The 25,007-nt window shown below is 70.5% G+C and carries 23 protein-coding genes; 20 read left to right on the top strand and 3 right to left on the bottom strand.

All coding sequences use genetic code 11. The features are described 5' to 3' along the window. The first annotated feature begins 451 nt into the window (after positions 1 to 451). The 11 genes from ABZ470_RS31280 to hisG all read left to right on the top strand — a co-directional run bounded on the left by ABZ470_RS31280 (position 452) and on the right by hisG (position 10,430). Positions 452 to 1,243 (top strand): helix-turn-helix domain-containing protein, encoded by a 792-nt coding sequence (locus tag ABZ470_RS31280; protein WP_352013238.1) that lies wholly within the window; start codon positions 452 to 454, stop codon positions 1,241 to 1,243. Continuing rightward, the gene (gene sufB, locus ABZ470_RS31275; protein WP_352013172.1) at positions 1,240 to 2,652 is read left to right on the top strand and encodes a Fe-S cluster assembly protein SufB; all 1,413 of its coding nucleotides are present in this window, start codon (positions 1,240 to 1,242) and stop codon (positions 2,650 to 2,652) included. Before ABZ470_RS31280 ends, sufB begins: the two co-directional genes overlap by 4 nt. After that, a complete protein-coding gene (gene sufD, locus ABZ470_RS31270) occupies positions 2,652 to 3,770 on the top strand; it encodes a Fe-S cluster assembly protein SufD (RefSeq protein ID WP_362915914.1) in 1,119 nt (372 codons plus the stop codon). Before sufB ends, sufD begins: the two co-directional genes overlap by 1 nt. Further along, a complete protein-coding gene (locus tag ABZ470_RS31265) occupies positions 3,767 to 4,084 on the top strand; it encodes a non-heme iron oxygenase ferredoxin subunit (RefSeq protein ID WP_362915912.1) in 318 nt (105 codons plus the stop codon). Before sufD ends, ABZ470_RS31265 begins: the two co-directional genes overlap by 4 nt. A 44-nt stretch (positions 4,085 to 4,128) precedes the next feature. Next, positions 4,129 to 4,860, top strand: a complete 732-nt coding sequence (sufC, locus tag ABZ470_RS31260) for a Fe-S cluster assembly ATPase SufC (RefSeq protein ID WP_352013237.1) — start codon at positions 4,129 to 4,131, stop codon at positions 4,858 to 4,860. Beyond that, positions 4,860 to 6,119, top strand: a complete 1,260-nt coding sequence (locus ABZ470_RS31255; RefSeq protein ID WP_362777347.1) for a cysteine desulfurase — start codon at positions 4,860 to 4,862, stop codon at positions 6,117 to 6,119. The genes sufC and ABZ470_RS31255 overlap by 1 nt, the downstream gene beginning before the upstream one ends. Positions 6,120 to 6,138: 19 nt before the next feature. Further along, on the top strand, positions 6,139 to 6,576 hold the full coding sequence (gene sufU / locus ABZ470_RS31250) for a Fe-S cluster assembly sulfur transfer protein SufU (RefSeq protein ID WP_352013168.1): 438 nt from the start codon (positions 6,139 to 6,141) through the stop codon (positions 6,574 to 6,576). Further along, positions 6,573 to 6,938 (top strand): metal-sulfur cluster assembly factor, encoded by a 366-nt coding sequence (locus ABZ470_RS31245; protein WP_352013167.1) that lies wholly within the window; start codon positions 6,573 to 6,575, stop codon positions 6,936 to 6,938. Before sufU ends, ABZ470_RS31245 begins: the two co-directional genes overlap by 4 nt. Positions 6,939 to 7,306: 368 nt before the next feature. Further along, on the top strand, positions 7,307 to 9,070 hold the full coding sequence (locus ABZ470_RS31240) for a DEAD/DEAH box helicase (RefSeq protein ID WP_362915910.1): 1,764 nt from the start codon (positions 7,307 to 7,309) through the stop codon (positions 9,068 to 9,070). A 192-nt stretch (positions 9,071 to 9,262) separates the two neighbouring features. Further along, complete coding sequence (locus ABZ470_RS31235; protein ID WP_352013165.1) at positions 9,263 to 9,526, top strand: phosphoribosyl-ATP diphosphatase; 264 nt, start codon at positions 9,263 to 9,265, stop codon at positions 9,524 to 9,526. A gap of 58 nt (positions 9,527 to 9,584) precedes the next feature. Next, positions 9,585 to 10,430: an ATP phosphoribosyltransferase gene (gene hisG, locus ABZ470_RS31230; protein WP_352013164.1), complete on the top strand. Its 846-nt coding sequence runs from the start codon at positions 9,585 to 9,587 to the stop codon at positions 10,428 to 10,430. A gap of 553 nt (positions 10,431 to 10,983) precedes the next feature. Here the strand turns inward: hisG and ABZ470_RS31225 are convergent. Continuing rightward, a complete protein-coding gene (locus ABZ470_RS31225; protein ID WP_362915908.1) occupies positions 10,984 to 11,826 on the bottom strand; it encodes a siderophore-interacting protein in 843 nt (280 codons plus the stop codon). A gap of 249 nt (positions 11,827 to 12,075) precedes the next feature. Here ABZ470_RS31225 and ABZ470_RS31220 point away from each other — a divergent pair, with 249 nt between their 5' ends. Then, positions 12,076 to 12,459, top strand: a complete 384-nt coding sequence (locus tag ABZ470_RS31220; RefSeq protein WP_352013161.1) for a nuclear transport factor 2 family protein — start codon at positions 12,076 to 12,078, stop codon at positions 12,457 to 12,459. 20 nt (positions 12,460 to 12,479) lie between these two features. On the opposite strand, the gene ABZ470_RS31215 is transcribed toward ABZ470_RS31220, so the two are convergent. After that, positions 12,480 to 13,613, bottom strand: a complete 1,134-nt coding sequence (locus tag ABZ470_RS31215) for an EAL domain-containing protein (protein WP_362915907.1) — start codon at positions 13,611 to 13,613, stop codon at positions 12,480 to 12,482. A 117-nt stretch (positions 13,614 to 13,730) separates the two neighbouring features. Between ABZ470_RS31215 and ABZ470_RS31210 the strand changes: the two genes are divergently transcribed. From ABZ470_RS31210 to ABZ470_RS31190, 5 genes are all read left to right on the top strand, one after another. Further along, on the top strand, positions 13,731 to 14,387 hold the full coding sequence (locus tag ABZ470_RS31210) for an acVLRF1 family peptidyl-tRNA hydrolase (RefSeq protein ID WP_352013159.1): 657 nt from the start codon (positions 13,731 to 13,733) through the stop codon (positions 14,385 to 14,387). 228 nt (positions 14,388 to 14,615) lie between these two features. After that, positions 14,616 to 16,214 (top strand): ABC-F family ATP-binding cassette domain-containing protein, encoded by a 1,599-nt coding sequence (locus ABZ470_RS31205; RefSeq protein ID WP_352013158.1) that lies wholly within the window; start codon positions 14,616 to 14,618, stop codon positions 16,212 to 16,214. A gap of 114 nt (positions 16,215 to 16,328) precedes the next feature. Then, on the top strand, positions 16,329 to 16,544 hold the full coding sequence (locus ABZ470_RS31200; RefSeq protein WP_030507271.1) for a helix-turn-helix domain-containing protein: 216 nt from the start codon (positions 16,329 to 16,331) through the stop codon (positions 16,542 to 16,544). Between the two features lie 129 nt (positions 16,545 to 16,673). Continuing rightward, complete coding sequence (locus tag ABZ470_RS31195) at positions 16,674 to 17,483, top strand: enoyl-CoA hydratase/isomerase family protein (RefSeq protein ID WP_352013157.1); 810 nt, start codon at positions 16,674 to 16,676, stop codon at positions 17,481 to 17,483. 51 nt (positions 17,484 to 17,534) lie between these two features. Further along, positions 17,535 to 19,421, top strand: a complete 1,887-nt coding sequence (locus tag ABZ470_RS31190; protein ID WP_362915904.1) for an ABC transporter ATP-binding protein — start codon at positions 17,535 to 17,537, stop codon at positions 19,419 to 19,421. A 4-nt stretch (positions 19,422 to 19,425) separates the two neighbouring features. On the opposite strand, the gene ABZ470_RS31185 is transcribed toward ABZ470_RS31190, so the two are convergent. Continuing rightward, positions 19,426 to 20,307: a sulfotransferase gene (locus ABZ470_RS31185; RefSeq protein ID WP_352013155.1), complete on the bottom strand. Its 882-nt coding sequence runs from the start codon at positions 20,305 to 20,307 to the stop codon at positions 19,426 to 19,428. An 81-nt stretch (positions 20,308 to 20,388) separates the two neighbouring features. On the opposite strand from ABZ470_RS31185, the gene ABZ470_RS31180 reads away from it, so the two are divergent. From ABZ470_RS31180 to ABZ470_RS31170, 3 genes are all read left to right on the top strand, one after another. After that, on the top strand, positions 20,389 to 21,306 hold the full coding sequence (locus ABZ470_RS31180; protein ID WP_362915902.1) for an LD-carboxypeptidase: 918 nt from the start codon (positions 20,389 to 20,391) through the stop codon (positions 21,304 to 21,306). Positions 21,307 to 21,344: 38 nt separating this feature from the next. After that, positions 21,345 to 22,283: a hypothetical protein gene (locus tag ABZ470_RS31175; RefSeq protein ID WP_362915900.1), complete on the top strand. Its 939-nt coding sequence runs from the start codon at positions 21,345 to 21,347 to the stop codon at positions 22,281 to 22,283. A gap of 196 nt (positions 22,284 to 22,479) precedes the next feature. Then, positions 22,480 to 24,978: an Hsp70 family protein gene (locus ABZ470_RS31170; protein WP_362915898.1), complete on the top strand. Its 2,499-nt coding sequence runs from the start codon at positions 22,480 to 22,482 to the stop codon at positions 24,976 to 24,978. The last annotated feature ends 29 nt before the right edge of the window (positions 24,979 to 25,007 follow it).

Below are 25,007 nucleotides of genomic sequence, written 5' to 3'. Positions count from 1 at the left end.
GCCGCACGCGCTGACACGCCCTCCTGCCGCCCGGGGGACGGTCGTCCGGGCCGTCCCCGATCCGGGGTGTCAAGGACGCCGGACACCTGGCGTGCCGTACACGTGACGGTGCCGTACGGCGCCGCCGCCACGGCGTCACGGAGCCGGGTCCCGCGGAGAGGCTCGGCCGGGTAAAAACTTCTTTGCCGAGACTTCTCGTGACGGGGAATCGGGAGGCCCCGGCCCGGGTTGGGAGTCCCGGGCGTTGGAGAGGTCCGGGACGGTGGGCGCCGCCCGTGCCTCCTCGCCAGCGCCTGCCGTGGGCGTGCGGCCGGGCAAGCCGCAGGATGACGTTTGCGCAGCTTAGGTAAGCCTTACCTGCGTGATAAATCGCATTCTTCGCAAGCCGGACGACGGTTTGTAAGCGGGGAAGCAATTACGGCACACTGATGTTGTGAAATACGTGACCAAGATGTCGGGCACGGAAGAGGCCGCCCCCGCGCGGCTCTCCGGCGTGTCCGCCGAGCGCAGCACGCGTGCGCGTGTCGCCCGGCTCATCCTGGAACGCGGACCGATCACCGCCCCCGCCCTCGGCGAACGGCTCGGGCTCACCCCCGCCGCCGTCCGCCGCCATCTGGACGCGCTGCTCGCCGACGGGATGATCGAACCCCGTACGGCACGCCCCCGGGGCCAGCGCGGGCGAGGACGGCCGGCGAAACTGTTCGCCATAACCGACGCGGGCCGCAGCGCCTTCGAGCACGCCTACGACGGGCTCGCGGGAAACGCCTTGCGCTTCCTGGCCGAGCGGGCGGGCGAGGGAGCCGTCGCCGAGTTCGCCAGGTCACAGGTGGCGGGCCTGGTCCGGCGCCTGCGCCACGAGCTGCGCGAGGTCCCCGCCGACCAGCGGGTGCGCTTCCTGGCCGAGGCCCTGTCCGCGGACGGCTACGCCGCCTCGGCGAGCAAGGCGAGCCTCGGCGGCGAGCAGCTGTGCCAGCACCACTGCCCGGTGGCGCACGTCGCCGCCGAGTTCCCTCAGCTCTGCGAGGCGGAGACGGAGGCGTTCGCGCAGATCCTCGGCACCCCGGTGCAGAGGCTGGCGACCATCGCCCACGGCGACGGGGTGTGCACCACCCACGTGAGTCCCCACCGGGGGGACGGCAGGGCCCGGGACGGCCGCGTGGCAGGCGCGGCGACGGACCCGCGGGGCACCGCCCCGGCAACCCATGAAGTGATCGACGAAACGAGCAAGGAGACCGGAAGGTGACTGTCACCGACCGCCCGGAGCTGGAAGGCCTCGGGAATTACAAGTTCGGCTGGGCCGACTCCGATACCGCGGGGGCCGCGGCCCGCCGTGGGCTGTCCGAGGAGGTCGTCCGCAACATCTCCGCGCTCAAGAGCGAGCCGGAGTGGATGCTGGACCTCCGTCTGAAGGGCCTGCGGCTGTTCGACAGGAAGCCCATGCCCAACTGGGGCTCCGACCTCAGCGGGATCGACTTCGACAACATCAAGTACTTCGTGCGTTCGACCGAGAAGCAGGCCTCCTCCTGGGAGGAGCTTCCGGAGGACATCAAGAACACCTACGACAAGCTCGGCATCCCCGAGGCGGAGAAGCAGCGCCTGATCGCCGGCGTCGCCGCCCAGTACGAGTCCGAGGTCGTCTATCACAAGATCCGTGAGGACCTTGAGGAGAAGGGTGTCATCTTCGTCGACACCGACACCGCCCTCAAGGAGCACGAGGAGATCTTCAAGGAGTACTTCGGCACCGTGATCCCGGTGGGCGACAACAAGTTCGCCTCGCTGAACACGGCCGTGTGGAGCGGTGGCAGCTTCATCTACGTGCCGCCGAACGTCAACGTCGAGATCCCGCTGCAGGCCTACTTCCGGATCAACACCGAGAACATGGGTCAGTTCGAGCGGACCCTGATCGTCGTGGACGAGAACTCCTACGTCCACTACGTGGAAGGCTGTACCGCGCCGATCTACTCCTCCGACTCGCTGCACAGCGCGGTCGTGGAGATCATCGTGAAGAAGGGCGCCCGCTGCCGTTACACGACCATCCAGAACTGGTCGAACAACGTCTACAACCTGGTCACCAAGCGCGCCGTCGCCTACGAGGGCGCGACCATGGAGTGGATCGACGGCAACATCGGCTCCAAGGTCACGATGAAGTACCCGGCCGTCTACCTCATGGGCGAGCACGCCAAGGGCGAGACGCTGAGCGTGGCCTTCGCCGGTGAGGGCCAGCACCAGGACGCCGGCGCCAAGATGGTGCACCTGGCTCCCAACACCAGCTCGACGGTGATCTCCAAGTCCGTCGCCAGGGGCGGCGGCCGTACCTCCTACCGCGGTCTGGTGCAGATCGAGGAGGGCGCGCACGGCAGCGCCAGCACGGTCAAGTGCGACGCGCTGCTGGTCGACCAGATCAGCCGCTCCGACACCTACCCCTACGTGGACGTGCGCGAGGACGACGTCTCCATGGGACACGAGGCCACGGTCTCCAAGGTCTCCGACGACCAGCTCTTCTACCTCATGAGCCGCGGTCTGGACGAGGACGAGGCCATGGCGATGATCGTGCGCGGCTTCGTCGAGCCGATCGCGCGCGAGCTCCCCATGGAGTACGCCCTTGAGCTGAACCGCCTGATCGAGCTGCAGATGGAAGGAGCCGTCGGCTGATGGGTCTCGAAACCAAACCCCTGTCGACCCTCCACGAGAAGGCCTCCTACGACGTCGCGGACTTCCCGGTCCCGACGGGCCGTGAGGAGGAGTGGCGCTTCACCCCGCTGTCTCGCCTGAAGGGCCTGCACACCGGTGCCGCCGCCTCCGGTGGAGTCGTGGTCCGCATCGAGGCGGCCCCCGAGGTCACGGTCGAGACCGTGGGCCGTGACGACGAGCGGCTCGGCAGGGCCTACGTGCCCGCCGACCGGGTCAGCGCCCAGGCCTATGCCGCCTTCGAGAAGGCGACCGTCATCACCGTGCCGCGCGAGGCGGTCGCCTCCGCCCCGACCGTCGTCACCGTGACCGGCTCGGGCGACGGCCCGGCCTACGGCCACACCCTGGTCAGGCTGGAGCCGATGGCCGAGGCCGTCGTCGTCATCGAGCACCAGGGCAGCGCGGTCTACGCCGACAACGTCGAGTTCGTCGTCGGCGAGGGCGCCACGCTCAAGGTCGTCAGCCTGCAGGAGTGGGACGACGACGCCGTCCACGTCTCGCACCACCATGCCCTGCTCGCCAAGGACGCGACCTTCCGCAGCTTCGTGGTCACCCTCGGCGGCGACCTGGTACGGCTTTCGCCCTCGGTCTCCTACGAGGGGCCCGGCGGCGACGCCGAACTGACCGGCCTGTACTTCGTGGACGCGGGCCAGCACCTCGAACACCGCCTGCTGGTCGACCACTCCAAGCCCAACTGCAGGAGCAACGTCGTCTACAAGGGCGCGCTGCAGGGTGAGGACGCGCACGCCGTCTGGATCGGCGACGTGATCATCCGGGTCGAGGCGGAGGGCACCGACACCTACGAGCTCAACCGCAACCTCCTGCTGACCGACGGCGCCCGCGCCGACTCGGTGCCGAACCTGGAGATCCTCACCGGAGAGGTCGCGGGGGCCGGTCACGCCAGCGCCTCAGGGCGTCTCGACGACGAGCACATCTTCTACCTCCAGGCCCGCGGCATCCCGTTCGAGGAGGCCCGCCGCCTGGTGATCAGGGGCTTCTTCGCGCAGCTCCTGGAGAAGATCGAGCTCGACGAGCTGCGCCGGCGGGTGTTCGCCAAGGTCGAGGCGGAGCTGGAGAAGTGACGTTCGAGAAGGTCTGCAAGATCACCGACATCCCCGACGACGGGGTGATCGGCGTCGAGGTCGGGGAGACACCGGTCGCCCTGGTCCGCAGGGGAGCCGAGGTCTACGCCCTGCACGACGTGTGCTCCCACGCGGAGGTGAAGCTCAGCGAGGGCGAGGTCTACGACGGCACGCTCGAATGCTGGCTGCACGGCTCGTGCTTCGACCTGCGCTCAGGCAAGCCCACCGGCCCGCCCGCCTCAAAGCCCGTCCCCGTCTACCAAGTGAAGATCGACGGCGATGACGTTCTCGTCTCGCTCTCGAAGGAGTCGTAACAGTGTCTGATTCGAGCCGAGTCCACCAGGGTTCCACCCTTGAGATCCGTGACCTGCAGGTCGCGGTCGAGGACAAGGAGATCCTGCGCGGGGTCAACCTCACCGTGCGGGCGGGCGAGACCCACGCCATCATGGGCCCCAACGGTTCGGGCAAGTCCACGCTCGCCTACGCGATCGCCGGTCACCCGAAGTACACCGTCACCGGCGGGCAGGTCCTGCTCGACGGCGCCGACCTGCTGGACATGACGGTCGACGAGCGCGCCCGCGCCGGCCTGTTCCTGGCCATGCAGTACCCCGTCGAGGTCCCCGGCGTCAGCGTCTCCAACTTCCTGCGCTCCGCGGTCACCTCGGTGCGCGGCGAGGCCCCCAAGCTCCGCGAGTTCGCCAAGGACCTCAAGGCCGGAATGGACGCGCTGTCCATCGACGCCGCCTTCGCCCAGCGCAACCTGAACGAGGGCTTCTCCGGCGGCGAGAAGAAGCGCCACGAGATCCTCCAGCTCGAACTGCTCAAGCCGAAGATCGCCGTCCTCGACGAGACCGACTCCGGCCTCGACGTCGACGCGCTGCGGGTGGTCTCCGAGGGCATCAACCGTTTCCGCTCCTCCGGTGAGACCGGCGTGCTGCTCATCACCCACTACACCCGCATCCTGCGCTACGTGAAGCCGGACTTCGTCCACGTCTTCGCGGGCGGCCGCATCGTCGAGCAGGGCGGTCCCGAGCTGGCCGAGAAGCTGGAGGCCGAGGGGTACGAGGCCTACGTGAAGGCCTCCGCCTGATGGAAACCGGATTCGACGTGGAGAGGGTGAGGAAGGACTTCCCCGCTCTCTCCCGCGAGCTGCCCGGCGGCAGGCCGCTGGTCTACCTCGACTCGGCCAACTCCTCGCAGAAGCCGACGCAGGTCATCGAGACCATGCGCGAGCACCTGGCCACGCACTACGCCAACGTCGGCCGCGCCATGCACGTGCTCGGCGCCGAGTCGACCGAGGCCTACGAGGGGGCCCGCGACAAGGTGGCCGCCTTCGTCGGAGCGCCGAGCCGTGACGAGATCGTCTTCACCAAGAACGCCTCCGAGGCGCTCAACCTGGTCGCCTACGCCTTCGGCAACCCCGCCGGCGACGACCCCAGGTTCCGGGTCGGCCCCGGCGACGAGATCGTCATCTCCGAGATGGAGCACCACTCCAACATCGTGCCCTGGCAGCTGCTCGCGCGGCGCACCGGTGTCACGCTGCGGTGGTTCTCCGTCACCGACGAGGGCCGTCTCGACCTGTCCAACCTGGACGAGCTCGTCAACGAACGCACCAGGATCGTCTCCGTCGCGCACCAGTCCAACGTGCTCGGCACGGTCAACCCGGTCGACCGGGTGGTCGCCAGGGCCCGTGAGGTCGGCGCGCTGACGATGCTCGACGCCTCCCAGTCGGTGCCCCACCGGCCGGTGGACGTCACCGAGCTCGGCGTCGACTTCCTTGCCTTCACCGGGCACAAGGCCGTCGGCCCCTCGGGCATCGGTGTGCTGTGGGCGCGTGGTGAGCTGCTCGACGCCATGCCTCCGTTCCTGGGCGGCGGGGAGATGATCGAGGCGGTCTGGATGGACCACTCGACCTACGCCCCCGCGCCGCACAAGTTCGAGGCGGGCACCCCGCCCATCGTCGAGGCCATCGGCCTGGGCGCGGCGCTCGACTACCTGACGGCGATCGGGATGGACGCCGTGGCCCGGCATGAGCGCGAGCTCACCGGCTACGCGCTTGAGGCCCTGAAGGAGGTCGAGGGGCTGAGGGTGATCGGCCCGGGGAACCTCGACGAGCGCGGCGGGGTCGTCTCCTTCACCCTTGAGGGGATTCACCCGCACGACGTCGGGCAGATCCTCGATGACAACTTCGGGGTGGCCGTGCGGGTCGGGCACCACTGCGCCCGTCCGCTGCACCTGAGGTTCGGGATTCCCGCGACGACGCGGGCCTCCTTCTATCTTTACAACACCCCGGCCGAGATCGACGCCCTGGTCCGCGGCCTCCACCACGTGCGGAAGGTGTTCGCCTAGCCATGCCGGAGCAGCCCAGATGATCGCCGAGTCCATGTACCAGGAGCTGATCCTGGAGCACTACAAGCATCCCCAGGGGCGGGGACTTCGAGACCCGTACGACACCGAGGTCCACCATGTGAACCCGACGTGCGGCGACGAGATCACCATGCGCGTGAAACTGGGCGACGGCGGCAAGGTCGAGGACGTGTCCTACGACGGCCAGGGGTGTTCGATCAGCCAGGCGGCGGCCTCGGTGCTGTACGAGCTGGCCACCGGGTCGACGGTCGAGGAAAGCCTCTCCGTCGTGGAGGAGTTCACCCGGCTCATGCAGAGCAGGGGCCAGGTCGAGGCAGACGAGGACGTCCTCGGCGACGCCGTCGCCTTCGCCGGGGTGGCCAAGTTCCCCGCGCGGGTCAAGTGCGCGCTCCTCGCCTGGATGGCCTACAAGGACGCGGTCGTGAGGAGTAGTGAATGAGCAAGCCTGTTGAGACGCCGACCTCGGCGTACGACGGGGAGACCACCCTTGACGAGGTCATGGAGGCCCTCAAGGACGTGGTCGACCCCGAACTCGGCATCAACGTCGTCGATCTCGGCCTGATCTACGGGATCAACCTGGACGAGACCGAGGCCGGCGGACCGCCGATCGCCACCATCGACATGACGCTGACCAGCGCGGCCTGCCCGCTGACCGACGTCATCGAGGACCAGGCGCACTCCGCCCTGGACGGCATGGTCTCCGACGTGAAGATCAACTGGGTCTGGCTCCCCCCGTGGGGTCCCGACAAGATCACTGACGAGGGGCGCGAGCAGCTGCGCATGCTCGGTTTCAACGTCTGATCGGCGTTCCGGTACGGCCCGCGCCCGGAAAAACGGGTGCGGGCCGTACCGGAATGTGTGAGAGAATGCCCGGGCCGGGAAGAAAGGCCCGGCGGCGGAGCGTTGACTTCGTAACGGACAAGCGTCGGCCCGTGCCGTACGCCCCGGCCGGACCCGGCACTGCGAACGCCGGGTATGCTTGATCGTGGTTTGACTGCGTGCGGGTAATATTCACCCGTCTCGTGCGGTGCGCCTCGACTTGCGCCGCACCACCGCCCCCACAGTGGGCGTAGATCGAGCGTGGCCTCAGGCCACGCGTTCCAGGCTCGTCCTTTCGCAGAAGTGACGTGCCCCCGTCCTTCTATCGAAAGGCACGAATCTTCGTGACCATGCTTGACGCTGCCCTGCCCGAAATCACCGAGGTCGCCGAGGTCTCCGCGGCCCCCTCGGAGGTGTCCGAGTTCACCCTCCTCGGCCTGCCCAAGCCGCTGGTGAACGGGCTCTCCCGTCAGGGCATCGACAGCCCCTTCCCCATCCAGCGGGCCACCATCCCCGACATCCTCGCCGGCAACGACGTCCTCGGGCGCGGCCAGACCGGTTCGGGCAAGACGCTGGCCTTCGGCCTGCCCATGATGGCCCGCATCGCCGGAGGCAAGGCCCGTCCCGGCCGTCCGCTGGCGGTCGTCCTGGTGCCGACCCGCGAGCTGGCCATGCAGGTCACCGACGCGCTTGAGCCGCTGGGCCGTGGCCTGTCGCTGCGGATGAAGACCGTCGTCGGCGGCATGTCCATGGGCCGTCAGATCGAGGCGCTGCGCCGCGGCGTCGAGGTCGTCGTCGCGACCCCCGGCCGCCTCACCGACCTGATCCAGCAGGGTGAGTGCACCCTGGACGAGGTCCAGGTGACCATCCTGGACGAGGCCGACCACATGTGCGACCTGGGCTTCTTCCCGGTCGTCAGCGCCATCCTGCAGCAGACGCCCCCCGACAGCCAGCGCCTGCTGTTCTCGGCGACCCTCGACGGTGACGTGGACAAGCTGGTGCGGCGCTTCCTCACCGACCCGATCACCCACTCGATGGCGCCGCCCGCCTCCTCGGTCGAGACCATGGAGCACCACGTGCTGGAGGTCCACCGCGACGACAAGTTCCCGGTGACCGCCGAGATCGCCAACCGTGAGGGCCGCACCATCATCTTCGTGCGCACCCAGCACGGGGTCGACCGCCTGTGCAAGCAGCTCGCCCAGGTCGGCGTCAAGGCCGGAGGCCTGCACGGCGGCAAGCGCCAGAACCAGCGGACCCGCATCCTCGCCGAGTTCAAGGAAGGCGAGATCAACGTCCTGGTCTGCACCGACGTCGCGGCCCGGGGCATCCACGTCGACAACATCAGCCTGGTGCTGCACGTGGACCCGCCGCAGGACCACAAGAGCTACCTGCACCGTGGCGGCCGTACGGCGCGCGCGGGGGAGAAGGGCACCGTCATGACGCTGGTGCTCCCCAACGAGCGCCGCTCGACCGACGCGATGACCCGCCGCGCGGGTATCAAGCCGTTCCGGCTCAAGGCCACCCCGGGGCACCCCCGCCTTGAGGAGGTCGCGGGGGCTCGCCAGCCCAGCGGCGAGTCGATCCCGGTCTGGGAGCCTGCGGCTCCGGTCGCCAAGCAGCGCGAGCGGCGCGGCGGCTTCGGCGGCGGACGCGGCCCGCGGCGCTTCCGTGACCGTCCCGGCCACGGCGGCGAGGGCTACCAGCCGCGCGAGCGTTCCGCGGGTGAAGGCGGGCGGGGCGAGCGTCCCTTCCGCGCCGAGCGTCCCGAGCACTCCGACTTCCGCACTGAGCGCCCTGAGCGTCGTTCCGAGGGCCGCGGCACCGGCGGCGGCTACCGCGGTGGTGAGCGCAGGGAGCCGTTCCGCGGCGACCGTCCCCCCTTCCGCGGGGAGCGTCCCTTCAGGTCCTCCGAGCAGCGCCCCACCGGCGACCGCGAGGGTTACCGCGGTGGTGAGCGCAGGGAGCCGTTCCGCGGTGACCGCCAGGGCGGCTTCCGCAGCGGTGGCGGTGAGTTCCGCAGCGGCGGCGGCAACGGCGAGTTCCGGGGCGGGGAGTCCCGTTCTGGCGGCCGTCCCGACAGCCGCGGCAGGCGCGGCGGCTACCACGGGCGCTGAGCGTCCCGCACCTTTCCACGACACCCCGACGGGGCCGGTACGGCACACGCCGTACCGGCCCCGTCCGGCGTTTCACGGTGATATGCCCGGGTGGGAGGGGACGCGGCCGTGTCCAGAGCGTGGACGCCCATCCGTGGTGGTCCCCGGGGCCGTTAGGCTTGGCAACGACATCCCACGACGCCGAGAGAGACCATGAAGACCTTCGAAGAGCTGTACGCCGAGCTGTCAGACAAGGCACGGACCCGCCCCGAGGGGTCGGGCACCGTGGCCGCGCTGGACGCCGGGGTCCATGCCATCGGCAAGAAGGTCGTCGAGGAGGCCGCGGAGAGCTGGATGGCCGCCGAGCACGAGTCGAACGAGCGGGCCGCTGAGGAGATCTCCCAGCTGCTCTACCACGTGCAGGTTCTCATGCTCGCCAAGGGGATCGGGCTGGACGAGGTCTACAGGCATCTGTGAGCCGGTGCGCCCGGCTCACGTTCCCATGACCGCAGATCCGTCAAGGAAAGCCACCACCATGCTCCGTCTCGCCGTTCCCAACAAGGGCGCCCTCAACGAGGCCGCCCAGACCATCCTCAAGGAAGCCGGATACCGTCCCCGCAAGGACAGCAAGGAACTCGTGGTCGTCGACCCGGAGAACTCCTGCGAGCTGTTCTTCCTGCGTCCGAAGGACATCGCCGTCTACGTCGGCGAGGGCACCCTCGACGCCGGCATCACGGGCCGTGACATGCTCCACGACTCGGGCGCGCAGGTCGAGGAGATCATGCCGCTCGGTTTCGGCGCCTCGACCTTCCGCTTCGCGGCCAACCCGGGCGCCTTCGCCACGGTCACGGACCTCAAGGGCAAGCGCGTCGCGACCTCCTACTCCGGCCTGCTCGGCGCCTACCTGGCCGAACAGGGCGTGGACGCCCGGGTGATCAAGCTGGACGGCGCGGTCGAGACGGCGATCCGGCTGGGAGTCGCCGACGCGGTCGCCGACGTCGTCGAGACCGGCACCACGTTGCGCAACATCGGCCTTGAGGTCTTCGGCGAGCCGATCGCCACCTCGGAGGCCGTGCTGATCAAGCGGATCGGCGCCGGGGAGAGCCCCGGGGTGCAGCAGCTCGTCCGCAGGCTGCAGGGCGTGCTGATGGCGCGTGACTACGTGATGATGGACTACGACATCAGGGCCGAGCGCATCGAGGAGGCCATCGCCCTGACCCCGGGTATGGAAGGGCCCACGGTCTCCCCGCTGCACCGGGAGGGCTGGGTCGCGGTCCGCGCCATGGTGCCGCGCAAGGGGCACCAGCAGGTGATGGACCAGCTCTGGGAGATCGGCGCCAAGGCCATCCTGGTCACCGCGATCTTCGCCTGCCGGGTCTGAACCGGTTCCTCTCGTCCTCGTCCGAGGTGCGGGCCTTCTGGCAGATGTCACCGTCAACGCCGGATCACCGGCACTGACGCCGTCGGCGGGCCCGCTCCCGGTGTCGCGCCGTGAACGGCATCAGGGGACGGGATCACCGCCGGGGCGGGTGTCCGCACGGCCCTGCCCGGGATCGTGATCCTGACGACCTTCGGTCGTCCCGGCCGCCCGCGGCGGCCTTCCCGGTGAAGGAGGGCCCGGCCCGTGAACTCGCCGCCGCCATCCGCGGGGTCCGTGCGGGTGAACGGGTCATCGGCCCGGGACCGGCCGCCGCCGCGCCGAGTGCCGAGCCCAATCCGCTCTCGCCCGGGGAGCGCGACGTCCTGGCCGTGACGTCCTGGCCGCGGCGGCCGACGGCTCGGCCGTCGGTGACATCGCGCTGAGCCCGCACCCGCCAGAGGGGACGGTCGGTGATCACCTGTCCTCGGCCATCCGGAAGGCCCAGGGCCCGCGACCGCATCGAGGCGGTACGGCGCGCCCAGGCGCAGGGGTGGCTCGGGTCGGCCCGCCCGCGTCAGGACGGCAGGGTCGCGGCCTCCTCTTCCTCGATCTGCCGGTTCCAGTCCTGCTTGACGGCGCGCCAGGTCTCGTCGTCGCGGCCGACGCGCCAGTAGCCGGAGATGGACAGCCGCGACAGCGGAATGCCGCGCTCGGCCCGCAGGTGACGGCGCAGCGTCCTGACGAAGCCGGCCTCGCCGTGGACGAAGGCGTGCGGGGTTCCCTCGGGGAAGTCCAGTTCGCGTACCGCGGTGACCAGCGCCTCGCCGACCGGGGCGTCGCCCCGGTGGAACCAGACGATCTTCGTGTCGCCGGGGGAGTCCAGCCGCTGCTCCTCCTGCGGGCCCGCGACCTCGACGAACACGTGGGCCGGGACACCGGAGGGCAGCCGCTCCAGGGAGGCGGCGATGGCGGGCAGCGCGCTCTCGTCACCGACGAACAGGTGCCAGTCCGCCTCGGGGTCGGGGGCGTAGCCGCCGCCGGGACCGAAGAAGTGGATCTCCTCGCCGGGCTGTACGGCCGCCGCCCATGGGCCGGCCAGGCCGCTGTCGCCGTGGTGGACGAAGTCGATGGCCAGTTCGAGCGTCTCGGGATCCCACGAGCGCACGGTGTAGGTCCGGGTGGTCGGCCACTGCTCGCGGGGCAGTTCGCCCTGAATCCGCTCCAGATCGAATGGTGCGGAATAGGTTACCCCGTGTGGGGGGAACAGGAGTTTGACGTAGTGGTCGGTGAACGCGCCCGCGCCGAATCCCGCGAGTCCGTCGCCGCCGAGCACCACCCGGATCATGTGCGGGGTGATCCACTCGACCCGTTTCACCTGGCCACGGATGGTCTTACGCGCCGGTCTGCCCTCTGCCATGGTCGCTCTCCGATGGTCGTCAAGTTAGGTTGCCCTAAGTAGTAGCATACGGTGATTTAAGTGGCATAGCCGCTCGGCGGTTTCTCTGGATGACCCTTGGTCATGTCGCCTTAAATCCCTTTTGTGGATCAATATCCCTATTTTTGGCTCGCGACGAGTGCCTGGAGTCCGCTTCCCTGTCCTTTCTCGTCCATGAGGTATCCAGACTGCTATTCTAGATAGCACTCTCTAGAACTATTGGAGGTTCAGGTGAACGCGGTCGACCGTCTGTACCGGGGGTTCGCCGCCCGCGACCCCGAGGGGATCCTGGGCGCGCTCCATCCGGAGTTCGTGGGCACCGTGAGCGCGGGCATGCCGCTGGGGGTCGGCGGCACGCACGCCGGCCCCGAGGCGATGCTCCGCGACTGCTGGGCGGTGGTCTTCTCGCACCTGGACAGCGTGCCCCACGCCGAGGAACAGGTCTGGCCGGAGCCGGAGCGGGCCGTGGTGTTCGGGCACTACCGGGGGACCGCCCGTGCGACCGGCAGGGCGCACGAGGCGGCCTTCGTCCACGACCTGCGCCTCAGGGACGGCCTGATCGCCGGGCTGGTCCAGATCACCGACACCGCCCGATGGGCCGAGGCGCTCGCCTGATGATCTACGGTGTGAAGATGTCAGCGCTGCGCGGCGACCTGGCGGATCAGGTCGGCCACCCGGACGATGCCCATGCATCGGCCGAACTCGTCCACGACGACCAGATCGTCGTAGACACGCTCGGCGTCGCGTCCGGCGACCTGCATGGCGGCGATCACCGGGGTGGTCTTCGGGGCGTTGCGAGGCGGGTCCGCCAGGCGTAGGGCGGGCTTCTTGCCGTACAGGGCGTGGCCGAAGCGGCTGGCGATGGACAGCAGGAACCGGCTGCGGTCGAGACTGCCCTTCGGCCGCTGGTACTCGTCCACCAGGATCACGCTGGTGATGGACGGGTCGGTGCCGAAGGCCTCGACGACGTCCTCCGCGGTCGCCTCGACGGGCAGGGTCATGGCGGGCAGCAGGAACTCCTGGACGCGGGGGCCCAGCAGCGCCTGCGACGGCTCCTGGCGCGGGGCCGCGATGGGCACGTGGACCCTCCCCGAAGGGCCGGGCACCAGCAGCGGGCCCTGCGCCAGCCGTACCCCCCAGGAACGCAGCGCGGTCAGCTGGGCCTCCTCGGACACGCCGGGGGCCAGGACATGGGCGCCGATCCCGCGGGAGAACGTGGCCAGCGACTCGGTCAGGGCCGCACGACGTGGGTCGCGGGGCATCTTGGCGACCAGGTCGGGGGAGAGCACGGCGAGGTACGGTGCCGCGTCGGTGAGCAGGTCCAGCGGGATGTGGGCGGTGCCCAGGTCGCCGACCGCGATCAGGTAGCCGATGGCGCGCAGCCCGTCGAGCCCGGTGATCAGGGACTGGCGTTCGACCTGCGCGAAGTCGCCCCTGACCATCAGGATGACCTCGCGCGGCCTGCGGCCCGCGGTGCGCAGGGCCTCATGGAGCGGGGCCAGCGCGGCCGATCCGCCGATCACCGCGGAGGAGGGGATCGGAAGCACCAGGGGGAGCAGCGCCTCACTCCTGGAGATCTGCAGGACCGTGCGGACGGCGGAGGAGAGGTTGCCGTGACCGTCGCCAGGCGCCTGGAGGGCGATGACGCCTCCGGTGTCGAGGTCGACGATCGGGGTGGCGTCCATGGCGGACGCCGCTGTGGGCCCCGCTGTGGCCGCTGTGGCGGCCGTCGCGGTGCCCGGCGGGAGGAGATGTGTTCTGCTCGACACGTACAGAGAATGGACCATCGTCAGCAACCGCATAAGCGACGTTCAATGATGTTCACCGATATTTCGCCGTTCGTTGAAGGCGGTTCGCCCGGACAGGAGCCGGTAGTGTCCCGTCATATGACGTCACGACCGGCGAAGGGGGGCGGACGCTGGGTCAGCGTCGGCCCGGCCCGCATCGGCCGCTGGATCGACGGCTTCGCCGAGCGGCACGGGCCGCCCTCGGTGACGGCCGGGGAGGAGGTCGTGCGGCTGCTGGGTGCGGACGGCGCCGCGGCGGAGTGTCAGGTGCCCTTCCCGCCGCTGACCACCTCGGGCGGTGGCCCGCTGGCGCGCCTCATCACCCACGCGCGCACCGAGCGCCGGGTCGGCGTCCTGCTGGTACGGCTCGGCGGCCACGCGGCGGGCGTCTTCCAGGGCGACGAGCTGTTGTCCTCCAAGGTGGGGTCGCGGCAGGTCCACGGCCGCAGCGCGGCGGGCGGGTGGTCCCAGCAGAGATTCGCCAGGCGCAGGGAGAAGCAGGTGGGCCAGGCGCACGAGGCGGCGGCCGAGGTGGCGCTGCGCGTCCTCGGGCCGCACGTGGCGGAGCTGGAGGCGGTGATCCTCGGCGGCGACAGGCGCGCGGTCGACGCGCTGCGCGCCGACCGCAGGCTCGCGCCGGTCTTCGCGCTGGAGACGGGACCGTTCCTGACGGTGCCCGACCCCCGGCTCGTGGTGCTCGCGGGGACCCCGGCGGAGTTCCGCGCCGTCAGGATAAGGGTCACCGATCCCGGCTGAGCGATCCGGCGCGGGACCGCCGGGGCAGGTCGAGGCGGCCGGACCGGCGGCTTCGGGGAGACCAGGGCTGCTCGGGTGCGCCGTACACTGATCGGTATGCGCACTTCCGATTGACGCCGCCCCCGATGAGGCGAGACAGCCGGGCCGGAGCCGGGAGACACAGGGCGGCGGCGGGTTCGGCCAGTGAGGTGAGCCCGTGTACGTCCATTCTGGGAGTGTTCTCCAACCATGATCGTAGCTTCTGACATCGAACTCCGCGCCGGGGCCCGGCTGCTCATCGAGGGGGCCTCGTTCCGGGTCGGCCCCGGTGACAAGATCGGTCTGGTGGGCCGAAACGGCGCGGGCAAGACCACCTTGACCAGGGTGCTGGCCGGTGAGGGCCTCCCCGCAGCGGGCACGGTCTCGACCTCGGGCTCCGTCGGCTACCTGCCGCAGGACCCGCGCACCGGTGACCTGCAGGTGCTGGCCCGCGACCGGATCCTGTCGGCGCGGGGTCTCGACGAGGTCCTGCGCGAGCTGCGCGAGGCCGAGCAGGGCATGGCCTCGGAGGACCGGCGCACGAGGGACCGCGCGGTGCGCGCCTACGGGCGTCTTGAGGACCGGCTGCACGTCCTTGGGGGCTACTCCGCCGAGTCGGAGGCGGCCTCGATCGCCTCCAGCCTGGGACTGCCCGGCAGGGTGCTCGGACAGCCGCTGGAGACACTGTCAGGAGGGCAGCGCAGGCGGGTCGAGCTGGCCCGCATCCTGTTCTCCGGAGCGGAGACTCTCCTTCTTGACGAGCCGACAAACCACCTCGATGCAGACTCAATCGGGTGGCTTCGTGATTTTTTGCGATCGCATCAAGGTGGTTTGATCATTATCAGCCACGACGTCGGGCTTCTTGAAGCGACGGTAAACCGGGTCCTGCACCTGGACGCCAACCGAGCGGTGATCGACACCTACAACGTCGGCTGGAAGGCCTATCTGACCCAGCGGGAGACCGACGAGAAGCGCAGGAGGCGCGAGCGGGCCAACGCGGAGAAGCAGGCCTCGGCGCTGATGTCGCAGGCCGACAAGATGCGGGCCAAGGCGACGAAGGCCAAGGCCGCGCAGGACATGCAGCGCCGCGCCGAGCGGCTGCTGTCCGGCCTGGAGGCCGAGCGGCGCAGTGACAGGGTCGCCAAGCTGCGCTTCCCCGAGCCCGCCCCCTGCGGCCGTACGCCGATCAGCGCGGAGGGCCTGTCGAAGTCCTACGGCTCGCTTGAGGTCTTCACCGACGTCGCCGCGGCCGTCGACAGGGGCAGCAGGGTCGTCATCCTGGGCCTGAACGGCGCGGGCAAGACCACGCTGCTGCGCATCCTGGGCGGTCTGGAGGAGCCGGACACCGGCGAGGTCAAGCCCGGCCACGGGCTCAAACTGGGCTACTACGCCCAGGAACACGAGACGATCGACCCGGACAGGAGCGTGCTGGAGAACATGCGCTCGGCGGGCGGGGAGCTCGCGGACTCCGACCTGCGCAAGGTCCTCGGCTCGTTCCTGTTCACCGGGGACGACGTGGACAAGCCCGCGGGGGTGCTCTCCGGTGGGGAGAAGACGCGGCTGGCCCTGGCCACGCTGGTGCTCTCCTCGGCCAACGTCCTGCTGCTCGACGAGCCTACGAACAACCTCGACCCCGCCAGCAGGGAGCAGGTTCTTTCTGCACTAAGATCCTATTCTGGGGCGATTGTCCTTGTTACGCATGATGAGGGGGCTGTAGAGGCTCTCCGACCCGATAGGGTGATCTTGCTACCAGACGGAGTTGAAGACGCTTGGAGCGAGGAATTTTCCGATCTTGTGGCACTTGCCTGATCTTAATTTGAGCGGGTACGGATCTTTTCCCATGGAGTAGGTAGCCGATCTCGCAGAAATGACTGATCATGGCGTGAGTAACGCTGCGGAAGTCTGGCACTACAGGAGGTACTCGTGGCCGAGACTCTCAAGAAGGGCACCCGGGTGACCGGGGCCGACCGTGAAAAACTGGCCGCCGATCTGAAGAAGCGCTACAGCGCCGGTGAGAGCATCCGGGCGCTGGCCGCTTCAACCGGCAGGTCATACGGCTTCATCCACCGCATCCTGAGCGAGTCCGGTGTGACTCTGCGTGGGCGCGGCGGCGCCACCCGAGGTAAGTCGAAGCGCTGACCCCGCCTCGGAAACGCGCGACCGCAGCCGCTCGTCCTCCGCTGACACGTCCCGCTCGGGCCTGTAGAACCTCCTTCTAGAGAGTCGATAGGCTCGGGCGAGACGTACGAACGACAGCTGGAGCGGGCGATGGCGGAAGCGGCGATCGGGGGGAGCGCGGAGAAGGTCTCTCACGAGGAGGCCGGTCTGCGCTTCGAGGTGGACGGCGAGATCGCGACGATCACGCTGGACCGGCCGGAGAGGCGTAACGCACAGACGTTCGCCACCTGGTCCGAGCTGGCTCGCATCGGTGACTCCCTGCCGCAGCAGGTGAGGATCGTCGTGGTCCGAGGTGAGGGGCCGTCCTTCTCGGCAGGCATCGACCTGCGTCTGCTCAACCCCGAGGGCATCCCGGGTCAGGGTTCGCTCGCGACTCTCGCGGCGGCCGACGACTCGACCTTCGAACAACGGATAGCCCAGGCGCAGCGGGGATTCCTGTGGTTGCGCCGCCCGGACATCGTCTCCATCGCCGCCGTGAACGGCCACGCGATCGGAGCCGGGTTTCAGCTGGCCCTGGCCTGTGACCTGAGGATCCTGGCCGAAGACGCCACACTGTGCATGAGGGAGCCCGCCCTCGGGCTGGTCCCCGACCTGACGGGCACCAAGCCACTGGTCGACCTGGTCGGCCTGCCCAGAGCCCTTGAGATCTGTCTCACCGCCCGTGCCGTGGGGGCGCGGGAGGCGGCCGCCCTCGGCCTCGCCGAGCTGGTCGTCGCCGGGGAGGAGCTGACGCGGGCCGTACGGGATCTGGCCGCCGCGCTGCTGTCGGTCGACAGGGGCGCCGCGACCGCGACCAAACGCCTGCTCCAGGGGGCACGGGAGCGCACGCTCAAGGAACAGGGCGCCGCCGAGCGCCGGGAGCAGATCGCCCGGGTCAGGGCGTTGTTCGCCGGGAGCTGACGAGGGAATGCCAGGGCCCGCCACGGTGCTCGCACCGGCGGAGGAGGCCACATGACGATGATGGGCGGGGGGTTCGGCCCCCAGACGATGCGTTCCCTGCGGCGTGACAGCTCGGTGACCAAGGAGCGGCTCGCGCCGGGCACGGTCAGACGCATCGCGGGCTACGCGCGCCCCTTCACCCGGCACATCCTCGCCTTCCTCACGCTGGTCGTGGCCGGGTCCGTCATCGTGATCGTCAACCCGCTGCTGATGAAGGCCATCATCGACGACGGCATCACCCCGGGCCGCTCCGGCGTCGTGGTCACCCTGGCGGGGGTCATCGCGGCGCTGGCCGTCGCCGACGCCGCGCTGACGCTGGCGCAGCGCTGGTTCTCCGCCAGGATCGGCGAGGGCCTGATCTACAACCTGCGCACCGAGGTCTTCGACCACGTGCAGCGCATGCCCGTGGCCTTCTTCACCCGCACCCAGACCGGGGCCCTGGTCTCCAGGCTCAACAGCGACGTGATCGGCGCGCAGCGGGCGCTGACGAGCACGTTGTCCTCCGTCGTCTCGAACGTGGTCATGCTGGTGCTCGTCCTGGGCGCCATGCTGGTGCTGTCCTGGCAGATCACGCTCGTCGCGCTGGTGCTGCTGCCGCTCTTCCTCCTGCCCGCGAGGTGGGTCGGCAGGAAGATGTCGGGGCTCACCCGCGAGCAGATGCAGCTCGACGCCGAGATGAGCTCCATGATGACCGAGCGGTTCAACGTCGCGGGCGCCACCGTCGCCAAGCTGTACGGCAGACCGCAGGAGGAGGCCGACGCCTTCGGACGCCGGGCCGGCCGGGTGCGTGACGTCGGTGTCGTCGTCGGCATGTACGGGACGGTCTTCCGGGTCGCGCTCGGCCTGGTCGCCGCGCTGGCCACCGCCCTGGTCTACGGCGTGGGCGGCGTGCTGGCCGTCGGCGGCGCCTTCGAGCTGGGCACCCTCGTCGCGCTCACCGCCCTCCTGATGCGCCTGTACGGCCCGCTGACCAGCCTGTCCAACGTGCACGTCGACGTGATGACCGCCCTGGTCAGCTTCGACCGGGTCTTCGAGGTGCTCGACCTGAAGCCGATGGTGGCCGAACGGCCGGACGCGGTCGCCGTCCCGCCGGGGCCCGTGACCGTCGAGTTCGAGAACGTCCGCTTCCGCTATCCCGCGGCCTCGGAGGTCTCGCTCGCCTCACTTGAGACGGTGGCCCGTCCCGAGACATCCCCCGGCCAGGAGGTGCTGCGCGGGGTCTCCTTCACCGCGAGGGCCGGGGAGATGGTCGCGCTCGTCGGTCCCTCGGGGGCGGGCAAGACGACCGTCACCAGCCTGGTCTCCCGGCTCTACGACGCCGACGAGGGCACGGTCAGGATCAACGGCCTCGACGTCCGCGACGTCGGCTTCGCCTCCCTGCGTGAGAGCGTCGGCGTCGTCATGCAGGACGCCCACCTCTTCCACGACACCATCGGGGCCAACCTCTCCTACGCCAGGCCGGACGCGACGGAAAAGGAGATCTGGGAGGCCCTGCGCGCCGCGCAGATCGCCGACCTGGTCGAGGCGCTGCCCGAGGGCCTGGAGACCGTCGTCGGCGACCGGGGCTACCGGTTGTCCGGCGGGGAGAAACAGCGCCTGGCGCTGGCCAGGCTGCTGCTCAAGGCACCCAGGGTGGTCGTGCTCGACGAGGCGACCGCGCACCTGGACTCCGAGTCCGAGGCCGCGGTGCAGCGTGCCCTGAAGACCGCGCTGGCCGGGCGGACCTCGCTGGTCATCGCCCACCGGCTGTCCACCGTCCGGGAGGCCGACCAGATCCTGGTCGTCCAGGACGGCCGCGTCGTGGAACGGGGCCGGCACGAGGAGCTGCTGGCCGGGGGAGGGCTCTACGCGGAGCTCCACCGCACCCAGTTCAGCTCCCCCTCGGGGCCGCGGGAGTGACGGCTCAGCGATAGCCGAGCCGGGTCAGCTCCTCACGGGCGACCTTCCCGACGAGCTCGGCGTCCGTACCGCGCAGCCGGGTGTGCCAGACGCCGACCTGTGGCGCGTGCCTGCCGTACAGAGCGACCTTGGAGACCCGGGTGCCCAGGAAGTCGGACAGCCCCTGGGCGGCCTCGGCGGGGGAGGCGGCCAGGTCCTCGTAGCGCAGGGTCAGCAGCTGCTCGCGGGGCAGCTCCCGGTGGAGCGTGGCCGACAGGCGTACGGCGCTGCGCCAGCGCAGCGCGCACTTGCCCGCCGTCGGCATGGCCTTCCAGCGCTCCCCGTGCTCGCCCGAGTTGACGCCGAGGAAGGGGTTGGGGAACTCGGTCTCCTCGCTCAGCATGGCGGGCCTGAACCACGAGAGCGCCGCGGGGTCGGCCATCATGTCGGCCGCCACGTCACGGCCGTCCCTGATGAGCTGGACGAACCTGGCGTCGGGGAACGCCTGCAGCAGCACCGAGGCGCTGTAGATCAGGTCGGGACTGGCGTCGCCGAACCGGGCGACGGAGCCGGAGGTCACGCACGGGCCCTCCCCGGTCACCCCGCCCGCCTCCCGGCAGGGGGCCGGGCACTCCCGGCAGGCGCCGGGAACGATCTGCCACGACTCGGCCAGGGCGTCGCGCAGCACCCGGGTCGCGCCCATGCCCCTGCGGGTGATGGAGGGCCGCCTGGCGAAGGCGTACACGACATGGGTCACCGAGGCGCGTCCCATGGTGACGTGGAAACCGGGGGAGCGCTTGAGGGCCCGGGCAAGCAGATCCGAACCGGAGTGCGGGGCGGCGAGCACGAACACCGGCTGGCGGACCTTGATGCCGTTGACCACGAGGATGTGGGTCGGAGGTCGCATATGTGAGCCCAGTGTGGCACCGTTTGGGGGGTGAGCGAACCGGTCGCGCCCGATCCCGTGCCCGATTCTGCGCCTGATCCTGTGCGTGATCACGTGACCGTCCCGCGCAGGCTCCGCCCCGGTGACCTGGTCGCGGTCGTGGCGCCCTGCGGGCCTCCCGACCCCGAACGCCTGGCACGCGGGGTGCGGCTGTTACGGGAGCTCGGCCTGGAGGTCTTCACCGGAGCCCACGTGCTCGACCGGGAGGGCTACCTCGCGGGGACGGACGCCGCGCGGGCGGCCGACCTGCAGGCGGCCTGGTGCGAGCCGGACGTGGCCGCGGTGTTCTGCGCCAGGGGCGGTTACGGGGCGACGAGGGTGCTCGACCTGCTCGACTGGGAGGCCATGCGGGCCGCGGGGCCGAAGACACTGGCCGGTTCGAGCGACGTCACCGCGCTGCACCGGGCCTTCGCCGTCATGCTGGGTGTCGCCTCGTGGTTCGGGCCGATGCCCGCCTGTGCGACCCTCAGTGACCCGGAGGGGCCGGAACCCCGTACGCTTGAACATCTCGCCGCTGCCCTGTTCGGCACGCCCGCGCCCGTCGAGGGAGATCGGGTGATCGTTCCGGGCCGGGTCGAGGCGCCGGTGACCGGCGGGAACCTCAGCCTGCTCGCGGCGCTGTGCGGCACGCCGTACGAGCTGCGGGCGCGGGGGAGGATCGTGTTGCTTGAGGACGTCACCGAGGCGCCCTACCGGATCGACAGGATGCTCACCCAGCTGCTCATGTCGGGGGCGCTGGACGGGGCCGCGGGCTTCGCCCTGGGCTCCTGGGAGCGCTGCGGCGATCCGTACCCGGTGCTGCGGGAGCGGCTCGCGCCGCTCGGGGTGCCGGTCATCGCGGGCCTTCCCGTGGGGCACGGCACACCACAGCTGAGTGTGCTGCTAGGGGCACTTGGTGCTATTGATGCAGAATCGTGCTCTCTGACCGGCTCAAACACCGCCCCCGTGGAGGCAGTCTAGGTGCGGACCTAGGAGGAGAGCGCAGAGGGGATGGGCGTGTGAGGCTGTTCCGGCGGCGTCGCGACCGGCAGGCCAGGAGAGCCGCGCGGCCGGTCGAGGACGTCGATCTCGACTCCCTGCTCTCCCTGGTCGCCGACACCCTCGGCTACTCCTGTGCCTTCTCCGCCGACGGCGGGACGCTGACCCTGTCGGACTCCGGCGAGCGGACGGTCAGGCACGTGGTACGGCTGGCGGGACTGCGGGCCGAGGCGCGCAGGCGCTCGCGCGAGGACTGGCCGGTGCTGGTCTCCGAGCACCTGTCCCACGTCCTGGCCACGGCCGGGGAGCCGTTCGACGCCTGCGACCTGGACCAGGTCCGCCCGCTGCTGCGCACCCGGCTCCAGCCCGCCGACGACCTGGCGGGCGCCGTCGTCGGCCGCCACCTCAGCGCCGACCTGGTCGAGGTGCTGACCGTCGGGCACGGCGAGGCCGCCAGGCCGCTCCGTCCCGAGGAGGTCGGCTGCTGGCCGGTCACCGCCGCGCAGGCGCTGGAGGAGGCCGTGGGCAACGCGGCGGGCGACGGGCGGCTGTCGGCCGACGCGATCGACCTCGGCGGCGCCACCGCGCTGCGGCTGAGCGGCGCGACCGCCGGCGCCGCCGCCCACCTGCGTCGCCTGGGTGACTACCTCCGGGTGCCGGCCGACGGGGTGCTGGTCGCGCTGCCGAGCCGTTCGGAGATGATCGTCCACCCGGTCGAGGGCATCGAGGTCGTCCGTGCGATCGAACGGCTGCGGCTGTTCGCCCAGCGCGAGTGCGACCTGCGGGCCGACGGGCTCAGCCCCCAGGTCTACTGGTGGCACGAGGGCAGGCTCACCCTCATCAGGGCCGACCTCGTCAGCCAGGACGGCCAGATCCGGCTGGTCGTGGCCCCGCCCAAGGCGTTCGCGCGGGTGCTCGCCTCCCTGGCCACCCGCCCGGAGGGCGGCCCCGGAGGCTGAGACGGCCCGGGAGGCCACCACGGGATCACCACGGGATCACCGTGAGAGCGCGGGGAACCGTAAGATGGTGCCTTCCCGCCCCGCACTCATCCCGAGGAGCCTCCCGCGCACCCCGGCCGCCCCCGGCGTGCCCGCCACGATCGGCCGCGGCCTGTGAACGTGGGACGACCGGGTCCGCATCTACGAGGAGTGGCAAATGGCGCAGTGGTGCCTCGGCGTCGATCTCGGGACGAGTTTCTCCGCCGGGGTCATAGCCGCCGAAGGGCGCTTCGACGTCCTGGAGGTCGAGGGGGAACGGCGCATCCCCTCGGCCGTCATGCTCGACGAGCGCGGCACGCTGGTCGCGGGCCGGATCGCCCAGCGGGGCATCGCGCTCAGTCCGGAACGCGTCGAGCGCAACCCCAAGCGCTACGTCGGCCGGGGCCGGATGCTGCTCGGCGGGGTGCCGGTCGCCGTCGCCGACGCCATGGCGGCGCTGCTCGAACTGTTCGTGAGCGAGGGCAGGCGGCGTTTCGACGGAGCCCCGCCCGACTGCATCGCGCTGACCCACCCCGTCGCCTGGGGTGAGGACCGCAAGGCCGTACTGCTTGAGGCGGCCAGGCAGGTCGTGCGCGGGGTGCGGATCGTGCTCGTCGACGAGCCCGTCGCCTCGGCCCGCTACTTCGCCACCGCCAAACGGGCCGACGGCTCCCACCTGGCCGTCTACGACCTCGGCGGCGGCACGTTCGACGCGGCCGTGCTCACCGCGGACGGCAGCGACTTCAAGGTCGTCGGCGAGCCCGGCGGCAGCGACGAGATCGGCGGGGAGGTGTTCGACGAACAGATCTTCGCCTTCCTCGGGGCGCAGATCGAGCGCCTGGACGCCGACTGGTGGCAGCAGGTGACCAGCAACCCGGAACGCCGCTACGTGAGCTACGCCGCCGACCTGCTCAAGATGGCCAGGGAGGCCAAGGAGGCGCTGTCGAAGTTCGACACCTCCTCCCACTACGTGGTCGGCATCAACGAGGACGTGCACATCGCCAGGAGCGACCTGGAGGACCTCATCGGGGCCGAGATCGTCAAGACGGTCGACATCCTGGAGGAGACGATCCGCGGGGCCGGGATCACGCAGGACGAACTGGCGGCGGTGTTCATGACCGGCGGCGCCAGCCGGATGCCGCTGGTCCAGGAGGCCGTGCGCGACAGGCTCGGCGACCGGGTGCGCACCTACGACGACCCGAAGATCGTCGTCGCGTACGGCGCCGCCCAGCTCGCCTGGAAGCTCAAGGTCGAGCAGCGGGACCCCGAACAGTCCCAGAGCGTTCCGGCGGCCCGCGCCGAGCCCTCTGCGCCCGCCAAGTCCTCTGCACGCCTCGGTGTCACCGGCGGCGGGCAGGTCTTCACCGGCCCGGAGGGCGGTCACACCGGCGGCCACAAGGTCGTCCCCGGGAACGGTCCGCAGCGGGGCGCGCAGGACGGGCCGGTCGTCCCGGGCGTGGCCAAGGTGCTCGACGGTGTGCTTGAGGCCCGCGCCGAGGCGGGCAGGGTCTTCGTCCACCAGGCCTTCGACAGCGGCCACCTGCTGCGCAGGCTCGACGGCGTCGAGGGCAGGCACGACCGTGAGCTGCGCTTCGGCAGGCTGGTCGAGTGGGACGTCTCACGTGAGGGCGTCGCCGCGGTCGAGCAGGTCGGGCCCGCGCAGACCCTGGTGCGCGTCCTCACCCCCGACCTGGCCATCCGCGGCACCCACCCGCTCCAGGTGTGGGGCAACCCGACCGTGATCGCGCACGGCCGTACCGCCTGGGTCTTCTTCCAGCCACGACAGCCGGTCCCGGTGGACAGCTCGGTCGGCCTGCCCTGGGGGGAGACGGGGCAGCTGTCGGTGGTCGAGTTCGACCTGGGCGGGGGCTTCATGTTCCAGGCGCCGCAGCCGCGCGACCTGGGGCCGTACACCCAGTGGTTCCTCAACGAGGACAACCGGTCGCGGCGGCTCGTCGACCAGGAGGGGCCCAGCGGCAACGACCCCGCGCCCTCCGTCGGAGCGCCAGGCTGCACGGTGGTGCTCGGGCAGTTCAGCAGCAACAAGCCGATGTTCCAGAACAGGCACCACGACTTCAGGCCCTGGCAGGTGCTGTGCCTGATCGACCCCGGCGGTGTCGTGCGCCCGACGGTGCGGGAGCCCGGCCGTAGCTGGCTGCACCAGGTCGTCCTGCACAACGGCAGGTGGTTCACCTCAAGCTCGGCCGGTCTTGAGGCCGACACCGCCGACGGCAGGACCAAGCTCGTCATGCCCCGCCCCAGGGCGGGCGCCCTGCGCTGGGTCCCGGCGGGCGGTCAGATCTACGCGGTCGGCGCCGACCAGGTGAGTCCCGCCAGGGGCTGGTCGGTGGGGATCTTCAACCAGCGTTCGCACACGCTGGAGTTCCTGATGGGCAAGCAGTCGGCGACCCTGGCCGGTCACCTGACCTCCCGAAACCGCTGGGAGCGGCCGAGGCTGGTCGTGGACGGCGACTCGATCTGGATGACGATGCTGGACGCCGGTCGCAGCAGGCTCGTGCACGTCACCCCCTCGGGGGCGCGGGAGGTACACCGCACGCCGGGGTTGTTCGAGCCGGTCGTCCGGGTCCCCAGCGGCCTGTTGTGCCTGCACCGGCCGGGAGACGCCACCGGCGCCACCCGTGACCAGCCGGCGGCCCTGGTGCACCTGCCGCTGTGACGCCAGGAAGACGACCGTGCCCCCGGCGG

The sequence above is a fragment of the Streptosporangium sp. NPDC020072 genome (assembly GCF_040631445.1).
Classification (GTDB): Bacteria; Actinomycetota; Actinomycetes; order Streptosporangiales; family Streptosporangiaceae; genus Streptosporangium.
The sequence above is the reverse complement of the archived record's forward strand: the minus strand, read 5'-3'. Positions and strand labels throughout refer to the sequence as shown.